This window comes from Pseudovibrio sp. Ad13, from assembly GCF_001623225.1.
Taxonomy (GTDB): domain Bacteria; phylum Pseudomonadota; class Alphaproteobacteria; order Rhizobiales; family Stappiaceae; genus Pseudovibrio.
Map to the genome: position 1 here is coordinate 412,402 of NZ_LMCC01000017.1, position 21,829 is coordinate 434,230.

General features: G+C 51.2%; 23 protein-coding genes. 10 read left to right on the top strand and 13 right to left on the bottom strand.

Translation table 11 applies throughout. The features are described 5' to 3' along the window. The first annotated feature begins 190 nt into the window (after nucleotides 1-190). The 3 genes from pgi (at nucleotide 191) to PsAD13_RS21515 (ending at nucleotide 2,686) form a co-directional block, all read left to right on the top strand. Nucleotides 191-1,834 (top strand): glucose-6-phosphate isomerase, encoded by a 1,644-nt coding sequence (gene pgi, locus PsAD13_RS21505; protein WP_063319438.1) that lies wholly within the window; start codon nucleotides 191-193, stop codon nucleotides 1,832-1,834. 117 nt (nucleotides 1,835-1,951) lie between these two features. Next, nucleotides 1,952-2,227, top strand: a complete 276-nt coding sequence (locus PsAD13_RS21510) for a glycine zipper domain-containing protein (protein ID WP_057460914.1) — start codon at nucleotides 1,952-1,954, stop codon at nucleotides 2,225-2,227. Between the two features lie 195 nt (nucleotides 2,228-2,422). After that, the gene (locus tag PsAD13_RS21515; RefSeq protein ID WP_057460919.1) at nucleotides 2,423-2,686 is read left to right on the top strand and encodes a glycine zipper domain-containing protein; all 264 of its coding nucleotides are present in this window, start codon (nucleotides 2,423-2,425) and stop codon (nucleotides 2,684-2,686) included. A gap of 12 nt (nucleotides 2,687-2,698) precedes the next feature. Here the strand turns inward: PsAD13_RS21515 and PsAD13_RS21520 are convergent, their stop codons facing one another. Continuing rightward, nucleotides 2,699-3,646 (bottom strand): hypothetical protein, encoded by a 948-nt coding sequence (locus PsAD13_RS21520; protein ID WP_057460913.1) that lies wholly within the window; start codon nucleotides 3,644-3,646, stop codon nucleotides 2,699-2,701. Between the two features lie 169 nt (nucleotides 3,647-3,815). Further along, nucleotides 3,816-4,949: an alanine dehydrogenase gene (ald, locus tag PsAD13_RS21525; RefSeq protein ID WP_057460912.1), complete on the bottom strand. Its 1,134-nt coding sequence runs from the start codon at nucleotides 4,947-4,949 to the stop codon at nucleotides 3,816-3,818. Nucleotides 4,950-5,105: 156 nt separating this feature from the next. Between ald and PsAD13_RS21530 the strand changes: the two genes are divergently transcribed. Then, entirely contained in the window at nucleotides 5,106-5,573 is a 468-nt protein-coding gene (locus PsAD13_RS21530) for an Lrp/AsnC family transcriptional regulator (RefSeq protein ID WP_057460911.1), read from the top strand. Between the two features lie 125 nt (nucleotides 5,574-5,698). Beyond that, nucleotides 5,699-6,574: an SMP-30/gluconolactonase/LRE family protein gene (locus PsAD13_RS21535; protein WP_063319414.1), complete on the top strand. Its 876-nt coding sequence runs from the start codon at nucleotides 5,699-5,701 to the stop codon at nucleotides 6,572-6,574. Between the two features lie 544 nt (nucleotides 6,575-7,118). Here the strand turns inward: PsAD13_RS21535 and PsAD13_RS21540 are convergent. The 11 genes from PsAD13_RS21540 to PsAD13_RS21590 form a co-directional block, all read right to left on the bottom strand. Continuing rightward, on the bottom strand, nucleotides 7,119-7,937 hold the full coding sequence (locus tag PsAD13_RS21540; protein WP_063289650.1) for a rhodanese-related sulfurtransferase: 819 nt from the start codon (nucleotides 7,935-7,937) through the stop codon (nucleotides 7,119-7,121). 151 nt (nucleotides 7,938-8,088) lie between these two features. Beyond that, nucleotides 8,089-8,412 carry a RebB family R body protein gene (locus PsAD13_RS21545; protein ID WP_057460908.1) on the bottom strand — a complete coding sequence of 108 codons (324 nt, stop codon included), beginning with the start codon at nucleotides 8,410-8,412 and terminating at the stop codon, nucleotides 8,089-8,091. A gap of 237 nt (nucleotides 8,413-8,649) precedes the next feature. After that, on the bottom strand, nucleotides 8,650-8,970 hold the full coding sequence (locus PsAD13_RS21550; protein ID WP_057460907.1) for a RebB family R body protein: 321 nt from the start codon (nucleotides 8,968-8,970) through the stop codon (nucleotides 8,650-8,652). Between the two features lie 159 nt (nucleotides 8,971-9,129). Then, a complete protein-coding gene (locus PsAD13_RS21555; protein WP_057460918.1) occupies nucleotides 9,130-9,426 on the bottom strand; it encodes a RebB family R body protein in 297 nt (98 codons plus the stop codon). A 203-nt stretch (nucleotides 9,427-9,629) separates the two neighbouring features. Next, nucleotides 9,630-9,971, bottom strand: a complete 342-nt coding sequence (locus tag PsAD13_RS21560; protein ID WP_063303431.1) for a RebB family R body protein — start codon at nucleotides 9,969-9,971, stop codon at nucleotides 9,630-9,632. 118 nt (nucleotides 9,972-10,089) lie between these two features. Next, nucleotides 10,090-10,749 (bottom strand): hypothetical protein, encoded by a 660-nt coding sequence (locus PsAD13_RS21565; protein ID WP_063289652.1) that lies wholly within the window; start codon nucleotides 10,747-10,749, stop codon nucleotides 10,090-10,092. 23 nt (nucleotides 10,750-10,772) lie between these two features. Further along, a complete protein-coding gene (locus PsAD13_RS21570) occupies nucleotides 10,773-11,189 on the bottom strand; it encodes a hypothetical protein (RefSeq protein WP_057460905.1) in 417 nt (138 codons plus the stop codon). Between the two features lie 137 nt (nucleotides 11,190-11,326). Next, nucleotides 11,327-12,046: a hypothetical protein gene (locus tag PsAD13_RS21575; RefSeq protein ID WP_057460904.1), complete on the bottom strand. Its 720-nt coding sequence runs from the start codon at nucleotides 12,044-12,046 to the stop codon at nucleotides 11,327-11,329. A gap of 14 nt (nucleotides 12,047-12,060) precedes the next feature. Then, nucleotides 12,061-12,321, bottom strand: coding sequence for a RebB family R body protein (locus PsAD13_RS21580; RefSeq protein ID WP_054663306.1), 261 nt, complete (start codon nucleotides 12,319-12,321; stop codon nucleotides 12,061-12,063). Between the two features lie 78 nt (nucleotides 12,322-12,399). Further along, nucleotides 12,400-12,981 carry a sigma-70 family RNA polymerase sigma factor gene (locus tag PsAD13_RS21585; protein WP_063292814.1) on the bottom strand — a complete coding sequence of 194 codons (582 nt, stop codon included), beginning with the start codon at nucleotides 12,979-12,981 and terminating at the stop codon, nucleotides 12,400-12,402. Nucleotides 12,982-13,437: 456 nt separating this feature from the next. Then, the gene (locus tag PsAD13_RS21590) at nucleotides 13,438-13,983 is read right to left on the bottom strand and encodes an AAA family ATPase (protein ID WP_063319415.1); all 546 of its coding nucleotides are present in this window, start codon (nucleotides 13,981-13,983) and stop codon (nucleotides 13,438-13,440) included. 546 nt (nucleotides 13,984-14,529) lie between these two features. Between PsAD13_RS21590 and PsAD13_RS28160 the strand changes: the two genes are divergently transcribed. The 5 genes from PsAD13_RS28160 to PsAD13_RS21610 form a co-directional block, all read left to right on the top strand. After that, complete coding sequence (locus PsAD13_RS28160; RefSeq protein ID WP_208986855.1) at nucleotides 14,530-14,781, top strand: Arm DNA-binding domain-containing protein; 252 nt, start codon at nucleotides 14,530-14,532, stop codon at nucleotides 14,779-14,781. A 73-nt stretch (nucleotides 14,782-14,854) separates the two neighbouring features. Next, nucleotides 14,855-15,790, top strand: a complete 936-nt coding sequence (locus PsAD13_RS21595; RefSeq protein ID WP_208986856.1) for a site-specific integrase — start codon at nucleotides 14,855-14,857, stop codon at nucleotides 15,788-15,790. Nucleotides 15,791-16,591: 801 nt separating this feature from the next. Then, on the top strand, nucleotides 16,592-17,242 hold the full coding sequence (locus tag PsAD13_RS21600) for a peroxiredoxin (RefSeq protein ID WP_041768617.1): 651 nt from the start codon (nucleotides 16,592-16,594) through the stop codon (nucleotides 17,240-17,242). 915 nt (nucleotides 17,243-18,157) lie between these two features. Next, entirely contained in the window at nucleotides 18,158-18,697 is a 540-nt protein-coding gene (locus tag PsAD13_RS21605; protein WP_063319416.1) for a hypothetical protein, read from the top strand. Nucleotides 18,698-19,430: 733 nt separating this feature from the next. After that, on the top strand, nucleotides 19,431-21,829 hold a 2,399-nt coding region (locus PsAD13_RS21610; protein ID WP_193777083.1), incomplete at its 3' end, for an autotransporter-associated beta strand repeat-containing protein.

Genomic DNA, 21,829 nt, shown 5'->3' on the forward strand with positions numbered 1-21,829 from the left:
GGCCTTACATCAAGGACCTGTCATGCTCCTAAAAAGCATGAACATATTTCCGCGTAAGAAGACGCATAAAAACAAAACTTTAGAGCAGTTTGCACGTCCCGAAAAACGAGCAAGCTGCTTTACGGTAAATTGGCAAGGCGCGACACTCGCTGCCAGCCAGAAGCTATTACAAGAATAAATGGAGGCCTCGATGCCGACAGCTAATCCAAAAGATATCTTTAAACGCCTTGATGAACACGCTCAGGCCATTCATTCCACTAAGATTACCGATCTCTTCGCAGCAGATCCTTCTCGTTTTGATAAGTTCTCCCGCTCTTCTGACGACCTGCTCTACGATTTTTCCAAGAACAAGCTGACTGAAGAAACCCTGGAGCTCCTGCTCGAACTCGCACGCGCTGCCAATGTTGAAGCAAAACGCGATGCCATGTTCGCAGGTAAGCACATTAACACCACTGAAGACCGCGCCGTGCTGCACACCGCTCTGCGCAACCAGTCCGAGAACCCGGTATTGGTGGACGGCAAAGACGTTATGCCTGACATCAACGAAGTGCTCGTCAATATGGGCGACTTCGCAGAAGGTATCCGCTCTGGCGAAATCACAGGCCATTCCGGCGAGAAAATCACAGACGTGGTCAACATCGGCATTGGTGGCTCTGACCTTGGTCCGGTGATGACAACTCTGGCTCTGGCCCCGTATCATGATGGCCCGAACCTGCATTACGTCTCCAACGTGGACGGCGCACACATTGCCGACACTTTGGAAAACCTGAATCCGGCGAAGACTCTCTTCATCATCGCCAGCAAGACCTTCACCACTATTGAGACCATGACCAACGCGGCAACAGCCCGCCGTTGGATTGCCAAACACAACGGCGAAGAAGCTGTCGGAGCACACTTTGCAGCTGTCTCCACCGCACTGGAAAAGGTCGCGGCCTTTGGCATTTCGCAAGAGCGTGTCTTTGGCTTCTGGGACTGGGTCGGCGGACGTTACTCCATCTGGTCCGCGATCGGCCTCCCACTCATGATCGCTATTGGTCCGGATGCATTCTCTGATTTCCTCGGCGGCGCCCATGCAATGGACAATCACTTCCGCACCACCCCGATTGAAGACAATATCCCGTTCCTGATGGGCCTCGTCGGTGTCTGGCATCGCAACGTGCTGGGTTACGACACCCGCGCAGTTCTGCCATATGATCAGCGCCTTGCCCGCTTCCCTGCCTACCTGCAACAGCTGGATATGGAATCCAACGGCAAAAGCGTCACCAAAGATGGCACAATGGTTGAAACCCAGACCGGCCCAATCGTCTGGGGTGAGCCTGGCACCAATGGCCAGCATGCGTTCTACCAGCTCATCCATCAGGGCACGAGCATCATTCCTTGCGAGTTTTTGGTTGCTGCCAACAGCCACGAAGAGGACCTGCAAGTCCATCACAATCTCCTTCTGGCAAACTGCCTTGCCCAGAGTGAAGCCCTGCTCCGCGGCCGTTCTCTGGAAGAAGTTGAAGACAAGTTTCGTAAAGATGGAAAATCTGAAGAAGAGATTGCCAAACTAGCTCCACAAAAGGTCTTCCCGGGTAACCGGCCTTCAACCACCCTCCTCTATGATCGTCTCGATCCATTCACGCTGGGTAGGCTGATCGCGTCTTATGAACATCGCGTCTTTGTTGAAGGAGCGATTTGGAACATCAACTCCTACGATCAGTGGGGTGTTGAACTTGGAAAAGAACTCGCGACACAGCTGTTGCCAATGGTTGAAGGCAGCCAATCCGCAGCAAACAAAGACAGTTCGACCCAAGGCTTGTTAAAATATCTAATGAAGGCGAGGAGCCTCTAATTTTTAACAAACTTTAACCATGTTCTTTTTGTTAGCTCGACCTCACAAAGTTAGAGCTGCCAGGAGGTATCGGGGTCCGGTCAAATTGGGATTGGCAGCAAAAGGAGACTGGAAAAAATGAAAAAAATTGCTCTTGCTGGTGTAAGTGTTGCATTGCTTGCCCTTGCTGGCTGTAACACATCTTCAAGCACGGACCGTACTCTCATCGGCGGTGGCCTTGGTGCTGCGACTGGTGCAGCCATCGGCGCTGCCACAGGCGGTGGTGTGGGGTCCGCTGTCGCTGGTGCAGCAATCGGCGGTGTAGCTGGTGGCATTGTTGGCAATGTGACAACTCCGAAAAACTGCACTGCCTATGATCAGTACGGTCGCCCTTACCGCGTAAAGTGCCCATAAGCCTCGCAAAAAGATTTGGTTACACCATTCCAAAGGCCCTGCAACCGCGGGGCCTTTTTGCGTTACATACCTACAACTCTCAAAAGGCAAACAGCTTCAACTTAACCACCTTGCCATCTCGTAAGCTGCATTCACTCATCTGCAACAGATCAGGTACTACCGTGGGTTTCAAACAATCAACCCATGGGTAGGATCGTGAGAAAAGCAATAATCATAACAGCCACCCTGCTCACACTCGGTGCTTGCAGTGAGTATAACCGAACAGACCGCGTCCTCGTTGGCGGTGGTCTTGGTGCAGCCACCGGCGCTGCGATTGGAGCAGCAACAGGGGATGTTGGCGCGGCCTTTGCCGGTGCTGGTATCGGTGCCGTTGCAGGCGGGTTGATTGGTGCAGCCACCACTCCGCGCCGCTGTGTCGGCTACGACACCTATGGTCGCCCTTACTACTACCGTTGCTGACAGCAATCCTCTCTACAGATCAGCCATAAAGTCTGGCGCAGCCATGTCCAGCTTGAAGCTGCGCGGGCTTTTGGCACCCGCACTCTGCTGCACCATCTTCTTGTAGATGATCTTATGCGCAGCCGCCAAAGCCATCTTGGCGTATTTCATCGCACCAACACTATGCCGGTTGCCAGAGATACCTGCTCTACGCAGCAAACCATTGGCATAGATGATCGCATAAAAATCCCTGATCTCAGTGGTGAAGTGCTCAGTGGTCACCGAGATGTTCACTTCATCATGGTTCTCAACCCGATGCGGGTTGTTGAGCGGCCAGTGCGCCATCTCACCCGGGCTCAGCGTCACCTTTGTAGCGAACTCATCATACCAGGGCTCAAAGCGGATCTCTTCTTCGGTCGTCCCAAGGAAGATACCTTCCAGCTGCTCATCAGAAAGAAACGGCGCGGTATTCTCATAAATATAAACGTCCTTATGGCCCTTCACCTGCCATAAGGATTGTCCGGGTACATCTGCATGATAGTACACTTGGGCACCGGGGGAAGAAATCAACATCCCCGTCTTGTGCTTAAAGGTCTCAAAGCCCGGAACCTTCACCTCTAGCTCATCGAATATTTTCGACGTGACCTGCCGAAAACCTTCATCCCAGTCCTGAAGTGCACGAAGAGAAAGCCAGAAACGCCCTTCTTCTACAGCACGAAGCACATCCTCGCCTTTGGCACCTTCAATGCTGCCTTGTAGCCACTGGGACTTCTTGGTGCCAATGGCACCGGGACGAACAAAATCATAGTGCTCAGAGGGAGTGGTCTCAATCAACCGCGCTAGGTTTTCTGGCAGGAACACAGGCAGCTCATGCAGGCGGTTGTTCAGCAGGAGCATGTGCTTGCCGAACACCTCTTTGTAATGCTCTTTCCATTCAACAATCAAATCATGCTGAAGAACCAATTCCAAATCATGATACATGACGCCGCCCAATCAGAAAAATACTAGTAAATTTTGACCAGTATATCGAAACCGCACCTGCAAACTCATTAACGCCGCAGCAAACCGGTGACAGGGTAAACAGAACCTTTACCAACGCAAAACGGGAGCCAGTGGCTCCCGCTTCTAATCTCTAAGTCCGCTTAGACTTTCAGGCTGCTTCAGTTTCCTGAACCAGAGCAGCTTCTGGAGCTACGTAAGTGTAGCCGAGGTTTTCAGCAACTTCAGCAACAGTGACCTGCCCCTTATAAACGTTCAGACCCGGCAGGAAGCCCGGGATGTCGCGAAGAGCAGCTGCGTAGCCTTTGTCAGCCAGCGCCAGAACGTAAGGCAAGGTTGCGTTGTTCAGCGCGTAAGTGGAGGTGCGAGCCACAGCGCCCGGCATGTTTGCCACGCAGTAGTGAACCACTTCATCCACGATGTAGGTTGGATCCTGGTGAGTTGTTGCACGGGAGGTTTCAAAACAACCACCCTGGTCGATAGCAACGTCAACCACAACAGAACCCGGCTTCATTGCCTTGATGTGCTCTTTGGTCACCAGTTTCGGCGCAGCTGCACCGGCCACCAGAACAGCACCAACAACCAGATCAGCAGCCAGAACTTCTTTCTCAAGCGCGGCACGGTTGGAGAACACTGTCTTCAAACGGGAACCAAAGCGAGCGGAAAGAGCGTCGAGAACATCAACGTTTCTGTCCAGAACGGTAACATCGGAGCCAAGGCCGATTGCCATTTCAATTGCGTGGGCGCCAACAACACCGCCGCCAATCACAACGGTTTTCGCAGGAGCAACACCCGGTACACCGCCAAGCAGAACGCCAGCGCCGCCATTGGCTTTCTGCAGTGCAGTTGCACCTGCCTGAATGGAAAGACGACCAGCAACCTGAGACATAGGCGCCAGCAGTGGAAGACGGCCTTTTTCGTCAGTTACTGTTTCATAAGCGATGCAAACCGCGCCAGAGGCGACAAGGTCAGCAGTCTGCTCTGGATCCGGAGCCAGGTGCAGGTAGGTGAACAGCAGGTGATCAGGGCGGAGCATCTTGCGCTCAACAGCCTGAGGTTCTTTCACCTTCACAATCATTTCTGCTTTCGCGAAGACGTCTGCAGCAGTCGGCAGGATGGATGCGCCAGCTGCAATATAGTCAGCATCGCTCGCGCCAATGCCAACACCGGCATTGGTTTCAACAACCACGTCGTGGCCATGAGCAACAACTTCACGCACGCTGTCTGGCGTCAGACCAACGCGATATTCGTGATTTTTTATTTCCTTAGGAACACCAACAAGCATCACAATCTCCCAATCAGCTTCGGCTTTGTGTTTCTACATAGCTTATGGAAATCTCAGTTGCAGATGCTTGCAATGTGCGCACGACACGGTACATTTTAGCAAACATCTACGAATAAACATCGTTCAGACACAATAATCTGCGAAAACGGCAAAGCTATGAAACTCGACAAGCTTGATAAAAAGATCCTCCGCGCGCTGCAGGACAATGGCCGTATCTCCAATTCTGATCTTGCAGATCATGTGGGTCTGTCCGCCTCTGCCTGCTTGCGTCGTGTCCGGACTCTGGAGGGTGAAGGCGTCATCGAGAAATACGTCGCACTGCTCAATCCAAAAAAGCTGGGCAAGCGTATGAGTGTCTTTGTCGAGATCTCGCTCGGGTCTCAGTCAGAGGAAGCCCTTTCAACATTCGAAAAGGCCGTTGATCGCTCCACCGAGATTATGGAGTGCCACCTCATGGGCGGCGATGCGGATTACATCCTGCGTGTGATGGCCGATGATCCGGTTGATTTTGAGCGCATCCACCGTGACCACCTCACCCGCCTTCCCGGCGTTGTGCGCATGCGCTCCTCCTTCGCGATCCGCTCCACCAAACAAGGCAGCGCTCTGCCAATTTCCGAGAGCTAATTCACCTCGGAAACCTTGCGGTTTTCTCACAGGCATACTCGACGCTTCTGCCAAACCTCTCTATAACAACGCTCAATTGTATATTGCTGCAGCTCTCCCGGGCTGCATGAGTATGGAGCACGACTTTGACCCCAATTATCACTTGCTTGCTGGACGGTCGCTACGAGCTGGCCGAAGGTCTCCTCTGGGATGAACTGACAAAACACCTGTTCTTCTGTGACATCCTCGGAAAACAGATCCATGCAATGCATTGGGATAGCAAAGAAGTCACCACATGGGACTTCCCGAAAGTCGTTGGCTCCTTCGGCCTTTGTAAGGACGGTCGCCTCATCGTGGCGATGAAAGACGAAATCATCCTGTTCGATACAGGCACCAAAATGTACGAGGTCATCGCAAAGATTGAGCCGGATAATCCACGCACCCGTCTGAACGACGGTAAGGTCGGACCTGACGGCGCATTCTGGGTGGGCACCATGGACGACATCAGTCCAAGAACCCCTATCGCCAGCCTCTATCGCGTCACGCCAGATGGCAACGTCACGCAGATCGCCACTGAAATCAGAACCTCCAACGGCTTGGCATGGTCCCCAGATAACAAGACCATGTACCACTCCGACACCGGCTCCGGTGAAGTCTTCGCCTACGATTTCGACCGCGACTTCGGCGCTGTCACCAACCAGCGCAAGTTCCTGCAGCTGGACAACACAGTGGGCAGACCCGACGGCGCAACAACAGACACCGATGGCAACTACTGGTCCGCAGGCGTCTCAGCAGGCAACGTCAACTGCTTTGATCCGGATGGACAGCTGCTGCAGTCCATCCGGATCCCGGTCCCACGCCCGACAATCCCGTGCTTTGCAGGTCCAAACCTGGGTACACTGGTCGTGGCGAGCCTGCGCCCTCATGGAGATGACGAGCTTCTCAAGGAGTTCCCAAAATCAGGCGGTCTCTTCGCAATGGATGTGGAGCACAAAGGTCTGCCAGCCTGCCGCTTTGGCTAAGCTCTGCCCTGCGTCTTGAAAAACAAACAGATTTAGCACCGCTGGCTCCTGTCCGGCGGTGTTGTCGTTTGGGCCCCGGAGTACGGGGTGAGCAAGGCGAGCAGGCAGTGCCTGCGCATTATGAGTAAATTAGTTTCTTCGGCATTGGCTGCTCGCCTCGCCCGGGCGTTTTTGTATGAAACAAGATCTCCACCGAAAGGCATTGGGAGCAGGCACCATCAGCAACAAGCACACCGGCCAGAGGCAAATGTGAGTGTCGATGATAGCTAAACGCCTGCCAGTGTAGACGCCCATCGGGTGACCAGCTTCCGCTTGGTCCCTGCACTAAAGACTTTCAAGGGGTGTTTCAACGGACCCGCCGGAGGATGCGTTATGTCTTCCGGTAGCCCCGCCCAGCTCACGCTGCACTGACGGTCGCTCCGCCAGCTGCCCGTTTACGTGAACATGAGATCAACAATAAGCTAGCCTGAGCAAACGGGGATAAGATTTTCCGGGTCCAAGCAAAAGTAAGGGGCAGCCAAACCGCCCCTCAATCAACTCTGCTTCAGCTTTCACCAGCCTCAGAAGGCTTGTCGTCAATCTGGTAGGGCGCGAGAACCTTCTTGGTTTTCTCCGGCAGGTTCTTCCCCCAGCCGGCATCAAGCTTGTGGTCAACAGACACGCGGTCATCAAACACAAAGCACTCGCCTTTCCAGAGGCTCTCATCCTCTGGCACATTTTCCAGATAGTTCAGAATACCGCCCTCAAGGTGGTAAACCTCATCATAACCCTGCTCCAGCATCAAGCCGGTAGCCCGCTCACAGCGGATACCGCCGGTGCAGAACATGGCAACCTTCTTCTTGGCGCGCAGAGAGTTATCATTGCGTTTGACCCATTCAGGAAACTCATTGAAGGTTTCCGTGTCAGGGTCCAATGCACCTTCAAACGTGCCCAGAGCAAACTCATAGTCATTGCGCGTATCAATCACGACCGTATCCGGGTCAGAGATCAGCGCATTCCAGTCCTCTGGCTTCACATAGGTGCCGACAAGATCATTCGGATCGATATGGTTCACACCCATATTCACGATCGCCTGTTTCAAACGCACCTTCATGCGCTTGAATGGAACTTGCTTTGCCCAGCTTTCCTTGACGATGATGTCATGAAAACGCGGGTCTTTGCGCAAGTAGGCAATCACGTCCCGCATCTGCGGTTCTTCACCAGCAATAGTTCCGTTAATGCCCTCACGAGCAATAAGAAGACTGCCGCGAATACCTCGGCTTTTGCAGTAGTCAAGCAGAGGTTCGCGCATGTCTTCAAAGTCCGCAAACTCAACAAACTTGTAGAGCGCACAGACCAAAATGGGGGTTAGCGTATGTGTCATTCTTTGCCTTTGTGGGCTTATTCGTAGCAGTACCTATACCCATTTCCATCGGGTCTGTCAGCAAAAGAGACCATACCAAAACTGCAAACCTCCCCTGCCGAAGCAGGGAAGGTTGAAATGTAACTCGCACGAGAGGTCGTCACAGGTTCATTTACCGGCCCGGACGGAAGGTTTCCATAATGGTAAGAAGCGTCTGAAGCTGATCCGGCGTACCAGACTGAGCAACCTTTTCCGTAGCACCAGCAGCTGCCATGGTATCCATGGAGTAGATCTGCATGACACCCTGGTTGGTTGCAGCCTGAGCCAGAATGTTCTGCTGCTGAGAAGCAGCCACGTTATTCTCAAAGAGAATTCCGGTTGAGTGCGCCATAGTCTGGAAAAGCGAACCCATAGCCATGGCGGGTGCTTCACCAACAACCTTCACATTGGTTTGTGTGACGGCATCAGTAATCATTGGATTTACCGTATCCGGCATAGTCGTCATCCTTAAAAATGCAGCATATCTTTCGAAGAGACGAGACCGCCTTTCGAATACCGATACGCGGGAGACAGAAACAAAAGCAGCTCAGCAGAATATGAACTGCCATGAATAAGAGAAGTCGTGTCCGGTGATTTCACAGAGAACCACCAGGGGCATGCCCACCTGAAAACCAACCGGACACCATTAACTGCAAGTTGAACCAACGCCGCCGGAGGGCGACGCCTAAACCCGTTAGGTTGGGTTGAAAACGCGCATGATTGTCAGCAGCGTGTTCAACTGGTCTGGTGTGCCGCTCTGAGCAACTTTTTCGGTAGCACCAGCCCCAGCCATCGTATCCATGGAGTAAATCTGCATGACTCCCTGGTTAGCTGCTGCCTGAGAAAGAATGTTCTGCTGCTGAGCGGCAGAGACATAGTTCTCAAAGAGAATTCCGGTGGAATGAGCCATTGTCTGAAAGACACTGCCCATTGCCATCGCAGGGGCTTCACCCACGACCTTTACGTTGGACTGGGTAACCGCGTCAGTGATCATAGGGCTAACAGTTGTTGGCATTCTAATAGTCCTCTTTCATACAGTTCTGGTCAAAATCCGGTTCTGCATTTCCTTGAACTGGCTCCAAAGGAGTACGCGCTACTACAACTTAAAGGATGCATCAGAACCATTCTCATCGCTCTGGCCTTTGCACCAGAAAGCGAAGCTCGAAAGTTCCGGTTATGGGTTGAAACTACGCAAGGTAGTCAGCAGCGTGCTGAGTTGGTCAGCTGTCCCAGCCTGAGCAACTTTTTCTGTGGCCGATGCCCCGGCCGTTGTATTCGCGGAATAGATTTGCATGACGCCCATGTTGGTCGTCGCCTGTGCAAGAATGGTAGATTGAGACGCGGATGCGACTGAGTTCTGCAACAAAATGCCCGTTGAATGTGCAAGGGATGCATAGAGGTTTCCCATCGCAATTGCAGGCGCTTGCCCAAGCACCGTTACATTGGATTGCGTGACAGCATCCGTCACCATGCCACCCTCTGGTATTACGGGGCCAATCCCCGGTAGATCCGCCATAAATCACTCCCACCTGATCAACCGAACTCATGAGCAGTTCGGTAAAAACGCAGCCCTGCTTCACCTCTGATCAAGCGCAAGCACTGCACTGACCAGAGGCAAACTCTCAATTATTTAGAAAACTCAATGGCCGTTGCAGATCGACCAAACACCACGACTTAACGCGAAAAGTACCGACACAATGTTCCGAGCAAACTCTCGTTCACCTGCTCGGCTTCCTTCGGATCCATATGTGAAATGCTGTTTGCAGCAGCCATGGAACCAACAGAATAAGTATGCAAAATTCCCTGATTCAAAGCGGTCTGCGCAATGATGTTCTGGCGCTGTGCATTCGAGACGGAATTCTCAAAAAGCACCCCTGTCGATTGCGCCGCTGTCAGGAAGGTCAGCGCCAGCGCGAACGCAGGAGCCACCCCAAGAATTGCAATCACGTCAGCATCAACAGTTCCATCATCGGAGGGTTTTGCTGCGCCACATTGTTCCTCAATAGTCTTTGGCATTTTTTCTCCAATATGCTTGTTATTATTGCCATTTACAGACTATTGACGCCGCTCCTCTCTATTTGTGAACTCTTTCCTAAGAGCCAATGCCCTTCGTAAGAATTGGTTCACACATCACTCATCTATCGCGAGTTCTCTGTTGCAGATAACTAATCAAAAGCTCGGAGAGCTTCTCATTGAGCGGTGCAATCTGCCTTGAAAGCTCCGACTTGATTTCCTTCTTCAGAAAATCCCGCATGGCTTCAGCAGCCTGTACCGCCATCGCTTCCTGATTGGGAACCCCGCCCTGACCGGGCAGGCCAGAGCCCGGAAACTGCGCCATGCCGGGACCAGCTTGCGGCCCACCTTGCCCAGGCACCATTTGCGGCTGCGGCTGTGCAGGCGGTGGTGCTGGTGGTGATTGCGGTTCCTCCTCCTCATCCCCAGTACCAATCACGCTCTTAATCGTCGTAATCTCTTCATCAATGGAGGTGCACAGCTTGGCTGCCGCCTGCTCCACTTCAGACACAATCGTCTGCGCAGAGGATGTTGCATCGTCACAAGCCCGATTGATCTGCGCCTGCTGCTGGCGGATTTCAGCAACCACCTCATTGTAGTTTGGAATGCCCTGCCTCAGCTGCGCAAATTCACTGGCCGCTTGATCCACATTCTGCTTCACCTTGGTCAGCTGCACGACAGCATCATCCAGCGCAGAGTTGAATTCCGGGCCCGGCGTCACCGTGACCTTTTGAGGACCAGCATCTGCGGCCCCTGACGTTCCGTTCGCGGCTGTACTCATCGCCTCACTCCTCAAGTCCAGTCTTACCAGTTGTGATCTGAATTTCGCTCGGAACTACGGTCCTCTCCCCGCGCATCAAACTCAATGTCACCAGTGGAGGTAAACCGCGCAAGAAGCTCCTCTTCCACCCCATCCTGGATCAACCGGTCCTCGTCTTCACGGTCCTCATACCGGTCGGCCTCTTCCTGCAATCGCTCATCGCGAAACCCGAGAACCACATCCGCTGCAGTAATGCCATCTTCACACACCAGCATCCCTTCCGCCTTCACCAGCGCATCCCGCGCCAGACTCAGATGACACAGAAGCCCTGGCAGCGTCTCAACACCAGACCGCGACAGCGTAAGCGTCTCTTCCTGCTCGATAACCCCTTCCCAGCGGCGCAACTGATTGAGGATCACCTCCTCCAATTCCTCTCGAATGTATGTAACGTCCCGTTCCATATCTCACCTTTAGAGCTGACCGGGGATCTGCCTATCGCGTCAGAGCCCGAAGAAAAGTCGCAAGCAAAATGTAGTCCTATTGAAACAACAGCGTAATTTCCTGAAACAGATCCATCAGCTGACCCGCTTCCGGCAGATCACTCACTCACATCCTGAAACGCCGAGATGGCATTGGTCACCATGACGTTCAGCTCCGTCAGCGCAGGTGTCGCTGCCAGCGCCGGATCCTGTGCGATCTTCGCGGCCACAATCGCCTGTGCAGCCATAGAGATTTGCATGACACCGTTCATGTAAGTTTCTGCATTTTGCGACGCATGCCCGCTGGACTGCTTGGTCATCACATCGTCAGGAATGGAGATCATCGACTCCAATCCTTGGTAATTTTGAAAGTTGGTAAACTGCACGGCCTGAGTAATCTGTTCGTTTAAAGCAGAGGTTGAAGGCGCAGAGGTTGGCAATGGTGGATAGGATGGCCCGGAGGACTGCTCCTTCCCGGTATCCGTGGATGTGCCCTGCGACTGCCCACCCGTCCCGTCAGAACCGGTAGTATCCTCAAAGTCTGCACCGCCAGCAGATCCCTTTTCACTATCCATCACCATGGTTTGTTGCGCTCCGGATTGACTGTTGCTCTCACTTGCTGTGTTGACGGTTTCCGTTGCCGCCTGTGAGGACATTTTGACCGCTGGAGAAGATCGCTGAGCACCCTGTGTTCTGGATGCCTCAGCACCGGACTGAGTTGAGGAACGCAAACTATTATCGCTCAAAGGTCCGTGGAGCAGAGAGATCAGGCGCCGCCGACGCGTAATCGCATTCTCATACTCTTGAGAAGCTGAACTCTCACCTCTCTCCCTCACCATCAAATTCCCTCAAATTAGCCACCTGAAGGTTTAGACTCCGCTCCAGAGGTCGGGCCTATTTCCATAATCAGCTGAACGCCCTTGGACACCACAGCCGTCGATATCTGGTTCATGGATTGCTGCGCATGGGTCGCATTTTGAACCGACAGTCCCGTCGCATTGCTTACCACCTGATACAGATTGGCAATTGCCTGAGAGGGCGCTTCACCCACCACCTTCACATTTGTCTGGGTAACGGCATCCGTCACCTGAGCATTTACAGTATCTTCCGCCATGCTTTCGCCCTCGCAGTCTAAATTCGTTAACTATTCGGAGAGACGCACTCCCAACCCTCCTGTGAACATTCAATCTGCTCAATTGAGCCGCTTACGCTTCTTGGAGCGGGCATCTCTCAGCTTCTCGCGCAAAAACTGCACCCGCTTGCGGGCCAAAGCCTGAGAAATATTCAGCTCCTCCGAAATCTCGCTGTAACTGCGATCCTCGGCAAACTTCATGGAAAAAATCTGCTGATAGATAAGAGGAAGCCGCTCCAGCGTCTTGCTGATCAACATCAGCTCTTCCTTCTGTGCCAGCAGCACTTCCTGCGGTGCGCTTTCAATCTCTGTATTGGCCAGATGTTCGTCGTAAACATCCTTATCGCCATCACGAAACTGATATTCATAACGCTTCTTCCGGTACTGACTGATGAACTCGTTTTTAAGCGCATACATAAAAAAGGCGATTGGCTCCCTCATATTCAAGGGACGCTGTTCAAAGTGCGATGCAACCTTAATGATCGTTGCTGACATCAACTCTTCAGCCGCATCCATGTCACCACCCGTAAGATGAAACGCTCTTCCGAATATCTTTTTTCTATACTCGTTCCAGTATTCCCAAACAGGCGTCAAATCCTGACGCCCATCAAGATGTTCTAATCGTGTATTCTTGTAATACATCCGCCACACCTCAATGTATTACAGACTAAATCCCTGAACACCACAAAGAGACATCACGAAACACACACCAGCACTGGCATGGAGAACAGATATCAACTTTATTTCTAGAGAATTCGTCCGCTTCGATAGAGATGAAGCTACGGATATTCTTGTTTACGGAAAACCAACACAATTTTATGGGTTGTATAAATTCATGCTTACAACCCTTGATAATAGAACGCGAACCAGATTAGAAATTTTAAGAGGTTCCAGTCACTTAACGACCTTCGAGTAATCAACCTTGCAGAATTACAACACAACCAGAAACACGACGACGACCTGTTAACAACCTATAAGGTGTATGCTTGAGATTGATACAACCCGAAAAATGCATAAGCCCAATCTCATAGAGCGCCATCCACCCTGCCCTTAATAGACAGCCCACCCGACGTTTTGTGACATAAGCGATTCTACAAATTAAAGGAGAGATTGTTTTTCCAGGTGCTCAATCACAAACCGCGCACGCTCTTCAACGCACACTTGCGGCACGTCAACCAACTCATATCCATAAGCACGATAGACCGAAACATTCGCGGCATAATCCTGGCACGCAAAGTCAAAGCCATGCGTTCGCTCCGCATCATGTTCAAAAATCTCTCTCCACGGCGCACACACAAACACTGGCGACGCAAACCACCTCAGATGCGCAGCACGCACCATACTCTCAGGAACAGAAGCCCCAATAATTGCACTATACGCAATCGCTTCCAGAAAACTGCGATCATGGAACACAGTCTCACCTGACCGCACCCCTCCCCGATCAAACGCCGCAATAGAACGCTCAAACAACAAATCCCGAAAAGCAACACAGTCCTTGTCAGGCAGCGCACAACCACCAATCGCACGCTGCTCCCGCACCAACTGCCGCCCAACCTCCTCCCGGCACGCATACCCAAGAGATTTGAGATACCCCAGCAAAGTAGATTTCCCAGCACCAGACGCACCAGTAATAACAAAGTCCATCACGAAACCTTTCAAAGAAAGAGCGGAACAAACGATATATTTGGGAGAGAGTTCGAAAACCAGAATGCAAGGAATGCAAAAAGGGGTGCGATCACTTTGAAGCAAAGCACACACAAGCACCACCAAGGCATAAATGCCTTTGTGAAACAGTCACCGATTTTCTGAGAGAAAATGTTGAACCCGCACGGGTTCGAACCGTGGACCTACTGATTAAAAGGCGCTTCAGTATAAAAAACTCATTTACGATGAAGAGCGATTCATTACTATAAATCAAAGAGTTGTAGAAAATTATTTGCGCCTGCCTACCTTGCTTTCCGCGCTCAATCTCATACATTTGTTACATAGTGCTGACACAGAACGGCAAGCAGATAGTTTTGACCTATGACGGTTTGGATGCTGTTTTGCACAGGTCCTAAAAGAAAGCCTCAAAGGTCGTCAGAAGCTGTCATGCCGTCAGAAACAGCTGCAAACGGAGGCGTTTTTCAACTTCAAAATTCGTATGTGTGGTGGCTCCTGTCATGAGCCGTCAGCGGGAGAGGTATGTCTATGCCGAACATAACGAAGCGAACGGTGGACGCGGCAAGGCCAGCAAGCAAAAAGCAAATCTTCTGGGATGGCAAACTCAAGGGCTTTGGCCTTCAAGTGATGCCAAGCGGAGCAAAAACATTCGTTGTGCAATATCGCACGCATGAAGGCCGCTCTCGTCGTATGAGTCTTGGCAGATATGGTGAGCTAACACCAGATCAAGCCAGAGACTTGGCGACCAACGTGCTAGCAACGGTCCGTAACGGTCCGTAACGGTGATGATCCTCTATTAAAGCGGGGAAACAAACGAGCTGCTCCCACGGTGAATGTGCTCCTTGATCTCTATATGAGTAAACATGTGCAGGTTCACAACAAGCCCAAGACAATGAAAGACATTGAACGTCTCCTAAAGCGATGTGTTCGTTCACGACTGGGGCAAATGAAACTCAACTCTGTCAGGCGGCAGGATATTGCAAAGCTGCATCATTCGTTGAGAGCAACACCTCGTCAAGGCAATCAAGTTCTGGCTGTCTTATCTAAGGCGTTCAATCTCGCTGAAGTATGGGGCCTAAGGCCAGAGCACAGCAACCCGGTTCGCTTGGTCAAGCGTTACAAAGAAAACGAGCGTGATCGTTTCCTGTCAGAGGAAGAGCTGCAAAGACTGGGGCGTACCCTTGAGCTGGCAGACCAGGAGGGTCTTCCCTGGATCATAAAAGCCGGGAAGAGTACAGCCAAGCACTTGCCCAAGGATGTTGCAAAGCGGAAGACACCTATAAATCCGAGAGCTCTTTATTGCTTACGTCTGCTCCTTTACACCGGTGCACGCTTGAGCGAAATTGCAACCTTGAAATGGGAGCATATTGATATTGATTTGGGCACGATTGCACTGCCTTCAAGAAAGGGGGATGAGCGTAAACCTCATCCGGTAAGTACCAGTGTGATCGAAATCCTCTCTGATATTCCAAGAGTGGATGTTTCACCATATGTTTTACCGGGCTGTAAAGATCCGACACGCCCCATTTCGATTGAGGTAGTTGAGAATGCATGGCAGCACATCCGCGTCCATGCCAACATTCCTGATGTACGTATTCATGATCTACGCCATACGGTTGGCACCTTCGCAGCCCAAGCAGGCAGCAACGCCTTCCTCATCAGCCACCTTCTGCGCCACCGCAACGTGACCATCACCAATCGCTATGTGAACCATGATGCCCATCCAATCCGGGTGCTGTCAGAGACGATTGGTGAACGGATTGAGGCTGGATTGGAAGGACGAGAATGAGAACTCCGCTACAGGCATTTGGAGGTATTTATTTGGATAATTGCGAGCACCACATGAAGCTTTTGACCATTTGCGGACATTCGCAGGTGTCCGACGTATTCTCAGCTAATGCGAGGTTTCAACTGTAGGTCGGTGTTTTTAGGCTCAAAAATGGAGGAAGTAAACAAAGCCTCCTTAGTTGATCGAGTAGCCTGAATGAATTTCCCTCTCGGGCTCTCACAGAACCGGACGTGAACCTCTCAGCTCATAGCTTACAGCAATAGGGCCATCAAATTCTTTTTGTTGCAGCGATCTATTGAGCCACTTACAAGCCGCCGTTGTATCACTAGAAGGCATAATGAATATGAGACGAGCTGTATGAAATAAGCGCTGGCAAATAAGGTGAGACCACCTACCAATTACATTAAATCGCAGTGCCTAATCTAAAATTGCGAGCAAATGATATGTAGGTTGAGGGATCTGTATGCTTCGATAACTATTGTCGATAAAAACATACAAGCAATTTTGGATCTTCAAGTATTATATCTAGATAGTGAAGCAATTATATCTCAACACCTGAGGTGTGTGAAGTAATGATAACGAATGCCCGATTGCTTCCAGCCAAGTTGTTCAAATTTGAACAAGTAAACCTTTATTTTCCACTTTGGCACGCGAAGTTCGGCTGTGTAGTCGTGCATAGGCTAAACGCATCAGCGTGAGCATGTTGTATGAGTTGGTAATAATTAGCCATGCAGCCGGCTAACTCAAATGGCCTCACAGCAAATTACATCATGTCCGTGGACATTATCGAAAGGACAAACCATGGTTTTACGTATAAACGATACAATTCCCGATTTGACGGTGACGACTGATCAGGGAAAACTCAACCTGCACAACTGGGTTGGCGACAGTTGGGCGATAATTTTCTCGCACCCTAAAGACTTTACACCCGTTTGCACAACTGAATTTGGTGCTGTTGCAAGACTGGCGAAGGAATGGGAAGCTAGAAACACCAAGGTATTGGGTATCTCGGTAGATGGTGTTGAAGACCATAAAAAGTGGAAAGGTGACATTGAAGCCGTTGGCGGGGCCAGGCCAGAGTTTGCAATTGTTGCTGATGACGATTTAGAGATGGCAAAAGCATTTGACATGCTGCCAGCGGAATATGTGATGCCAGACGGTCGGACGCCAGCAGACTCTGCCACAGTACGTTCAGTGTTTATCATTGGACCTGACAAGCAGGTGAAACTTATGATGACCTATCCGATGTCTGTTGGTCGTAATTTTTCCGAAATATTGCGTGCTTTGGATGGCCTGCAAATGTCTGCCAAAGGCGTTGCTACCCCAGCTGATTGGCAGGTAGGACAAGATGTGATTGTACCGCCAGCGGTTAGCACGGAGGATGCTCAAACGAAATTCGGTGTGGTGAATACCATTTTGCCGTATTTGCGCACTGTCCATGCGCCACGTTAGCCTCATTTGTCTGATCATGTTTTACTAAGCTAAGCGATTATGAACCTCGGAAGAAATATTTACCGAGGTTCTTCTCTACTTATTTCTTAGTGTATGATTATTCCAAATTTTATTCTGGTCCTAGAACACACTGAAATTGGCCGTTCTCTAAGATCAACTCAGTTTGGATGTCATTTCTCTTGAATATAATCTTGGTGCAGACGCGCTATACCTAGGATCTCGATCTTTTAATCTCGAAAATCGACGATATTACACGGAAGCTGCAATATTAGAAAATTTCCCAATTTTCAGAGCATATGAGCAAACGGTTTGCGACGGTTTGGCCGCTATGTCTGTTTCTAACAGTTTCAAAATGTGGTCAAATTGGCAGCTTCACAAGCCTACGCACTTCTGTTTAAAGCGCAGCCTCCTGTGGCGTTTTCTGTTTGGGGCTCGCGATCATTAGTATCACAAAGATTGCTCAATGATAACTGTATTGGCTTAAGAGTATTCGTAGCTCTGACAGGCGGCAGGTTAGCTTACTTCCAAATGACCTGCGTCGAATGTCTTTGTACTGCTTCTCAGCGGTATTGCTGACAGGCCTTACAATTTGCCTGGTTACTCTCTCCTGCACAAAAGATGATCTACTCACTTGGCCTTGATGACAAACACAGTGGCCTAGTCAAACACAAACAGGTGGTCGTTCTTCCGGCACTGCCATCAGTAAATCATGCGGCACATACAGCTTCTTATGCACAGTTTATCCTACATTTCAGCCACTGAAGTGTCCTCCAACAGAGCCTGTGTTCCTCCTCCTTCACCTCATAGCTAATAGCAATAAGGCCTTCAATTTCTTTCTGTTGTGAAAGTCCAGAGTCTAATCCATTTCTGCAAATGAAATTGCCGAAAAGTTGGATCCTAGAGGAAGGGTGAGCAATGCAGCTTTCAGATTACAATACTCAAATTAGGAACCTATCTCAGACCTTTACCTGGGCAATTCTGGTTTTGGGTGCTTTTCAATTTCTGCTCGGAGTTGGGGTTTTAGGACAGAGGGCAACGGAGATCGACGTGGCGGGCTACACGCGCTTCCATGCATATTGGGGTATGGGACTTTTGATCGCCATACTTGGCAAACTCATTCTACTTAACTTTGTAGAAAAGCGCGGGCTTCTCGACAAATCGCACCATTGGTTTTTACGCCTATCAATCACGGTGCTATTTGCTCTCCTTGTAATTTTGCCTCTCGTTGGTGGAGTGAGATTGCTGGTAAATGAAAGGCCTAGCAGCTCTTTGGGACTTACTGTGGCGAGTTGGGTGCATGGGGAAAGCGTAAATTTTCTAGCGGAGTTGCACACTACACTGGCTTATGCGCTTGGGTGTGCCACAATTGTCTACGGCCTGAGCTGGGCGGCAAACTACATTCACTCTGTAAACAGAGAACTGTCCCACATTGTTATAGAGGATCCATATACTTAGAGGAGGAGCTCCGCAATAAATCTACGCCGGAAACTCTATCAAGTTTCATTCAACGAAGGGCAACTGTTACTCCATTCGAAAAACACTATATCTCCGATTGAGTTCCAAGCAGTGTCACTGGCGACCCTTGCATTTTGCCAATTGCTCACTCCCGCTCAAAACGCTGACCCACTCGCTTCGTTTATGACAACCTTCGCCGCCTCTAAGACGTTATGCAGCTCGTGCAGTCTTGTATCCAAGATTTGCTCAACATTTTGGCCACTGATGTACCTCGTAAAAGAGACCGCATTCCTCCTCCTCTGCCTCATCGCTAATAGCGATAAAGCCTTCAATTTCTTTCTATTGTGAAGGTTTAGGAGCCTAAGTATTTTCAGCCGATGAAGTAATTGAAAAGTCTACCAAAGATGGGCCGAGCCGGATGAAATGAGCGACAGCACATAGCAAGAGACCATCTCTAACCTGATGCAGTTGCTCATTTTTTCTCTCCACCACTTCAATCCGAATGAGTGGCAGAGACCGTTACGCATGAGCGCGTTGCCCACAAAAAGTGTTCATCCGAACCGGAAGCACTTCGCAGGTACCATTTTGCGCCTTTTCGAGAAGCCATACCAAAAGCTGACGAGTGTTCCTGAACAAGCACCGACAAACTCCACGTCATTTCACGTCAAAACGGTCAGGTCTTGAAGTGTGATGAGTACATCAAAGAATTAGAACTAAGAGTTCCGATAACCACATGACTACGCCCCCGACAACAGTATGTTACAAGCACTTTCTGAACCGTCTGAAGTGCGGTGGACGCATGACCAAAATGGCCGGTGTTACAGCAAGTCGAGCGCCCTATGTTGCAGCTGCGGTAATTGTATCAGGGCCTTTGGTGTTGTCCGGAGCAACAGGCGCCCTTGGGCAGGCTTGGGAAGGTAACCACTCGACCGACTGGTTTACTGAGGATAACTGGTCTAGTGATATTATCCCGAATAGTACACATTATGTTACCATTGATACCACAGCACCCAACCCGACCACTGTAACGAATAAAACCACCAACGGAACGGCAGAGGCGCAACGTCTATATGTCGGCGTCGACGGCGATGGCACTCTGACGGTGTCCGATGGTGGCGCGGTGAGTAATACGCACGGCTATATCGGCCAAAACAGTGGCTCAACCGGCACAGTTGAGGTGACCGGCATCGGGTCAACCTGGGACAATTCGGTGGATCTGAGTATCGGTCACTATGGTAACGGCACTCTGACGGTATCCGATGGCGGCACAGTGAGAAGCGCGTTCGGTTATGTCGGTTATCAAAGTGACACGACTGGCAGTGTTGAAGTGATCGGCACTGGGTCAATCTGGAGCAATTCGAACAGCATTCGTATCGGCGAAAGCGGAGATGGCACACTGTCGGTATCTGATGGCGGCGCGGTGAGTAGCTCGAACGGTTACATCGGCGGCGACAGTGACATAACCGGCGGAGTTGAGGTGAGCGGCACCGGATCAGCCTGGGACATCTCGAGCGGCCTGTTTGTCGGCGAACAAGGCGATGGTACTCTGACGGTATCCGATGGCGGCGCGGTGAACAATCAGTACGGCATTATTGGCGGCGGCAGTGGCTCAACCGGCAGTGTTGAGGTGGCCGGCACCGGATCGACCTGGGAAAACTCGATCAACCTACAGGTTGGCCGCGGCGGCGATGGCACTTTGACGATTTCTAAGGATGCAATAGTAAGGGCGTCCGGAGCGATCCAGCTGGGCCTTTTTTCAACGAGTTCTGGCGTTTTGAACATCGGTGCGGGTAGCGGCGATACGGCTGCTGCGGCCGGTACGTTTGATGCATCCTCGGTTGAATTCGGCGCCGGAACCGCAACGCTGGTTTTTAACCACACGGGTGAAATTGGTGCCTACCAGTTCGGCGCTGATCTCTCCAGCACCGGTTTCGGAACTCATTCGATTGTGCACGAGTCCGGCTGGACAGATCTGAGCGGTAACAACGCAAACTTTACCGGAACAACAGTAGTCAACGGTGGCACTCTTTCCATAAGTGGGTCACTGGGCAGTTCGAGCGGCATCATCGGCTCCCAAAGCGGTTCAACGGGCATTGTTGAGATATCTGGTATCGGCTCAATTTGGGAGAACTCAGAGGATCTTTATATTGGCGAACATGGCGAAGGCACACTGACGATTTCCGAGGATGCTACAGTGAGTGTATCCAGGGCGACCCTTCTGGGCTCTAAATCAACAGGTTCTGGCATTTTGAACATCGGTGCAGCAGCTGGAGATGCTGCCGTGGGGGCGGGAGTGCTCAACACAGCAACCGTAACCTTTGGTCCTGGCACAGGTACTATCAACTTCAATCACACGGATACCGATTACATTTTCACGCCCCAGATCGTTGGGAACGGAGTGGTCCATCAATTGTCCGGCACCACAATTCTGTCCACCACCAATTCGGGCTACACCGGTGGTACGACGGTCTCGGGAGGTGTGCTGGATGTGCGTAACGGCAATGCTCTGGCCAACACAGGCGATGTGAGTATCAACGCCGGACGCCTTCTTATCACAGATACTGAGACAGTGGGTGATACAGCACTCTCTGGTGGCTCTCTGGAGATCGGCACGGGCGCAACCCTTTTCGCGGATGCATTCATGCTGAGGGATGGAACAGTCACAGGCGGTACGCTCGTGGGTAGTTCATACACCGTAGAAAACGGCAGCATCGGTACAGCCCTAACCGGGACCGGTGCTTTGACCAAGACCGGCACTGGCACAGTCAGGTTGACTGGCACCAACACCTACACCGGCGGCACCACCGTTTCGAGAGGAAAGCTGGTTGTAAATGGCTCCATTGGTGATGTTACGGTTGAAGGCGGCACCCTTGGTGGGTCAGGCACGATTGGCGGATCAGTGTCTGTTGCAAGCGGAGCCATCGCAGCGGGTAACAGTCCGGGTACGCTGACAATTGGTGGTGACCTCAATCTGACCTCCGCATCGGTTCTGGACTTCGAACTCGGCTCTCCGTCAGGCACAGCAGGCGCAGACAGTGACCTCATCGCCGTTGGCGGTGATCTGACGCTGGATGGATCTCTCAATGTTACTGATGCAGGTGGCTTTGACGCCGGGGTGTATAACTTGATCCC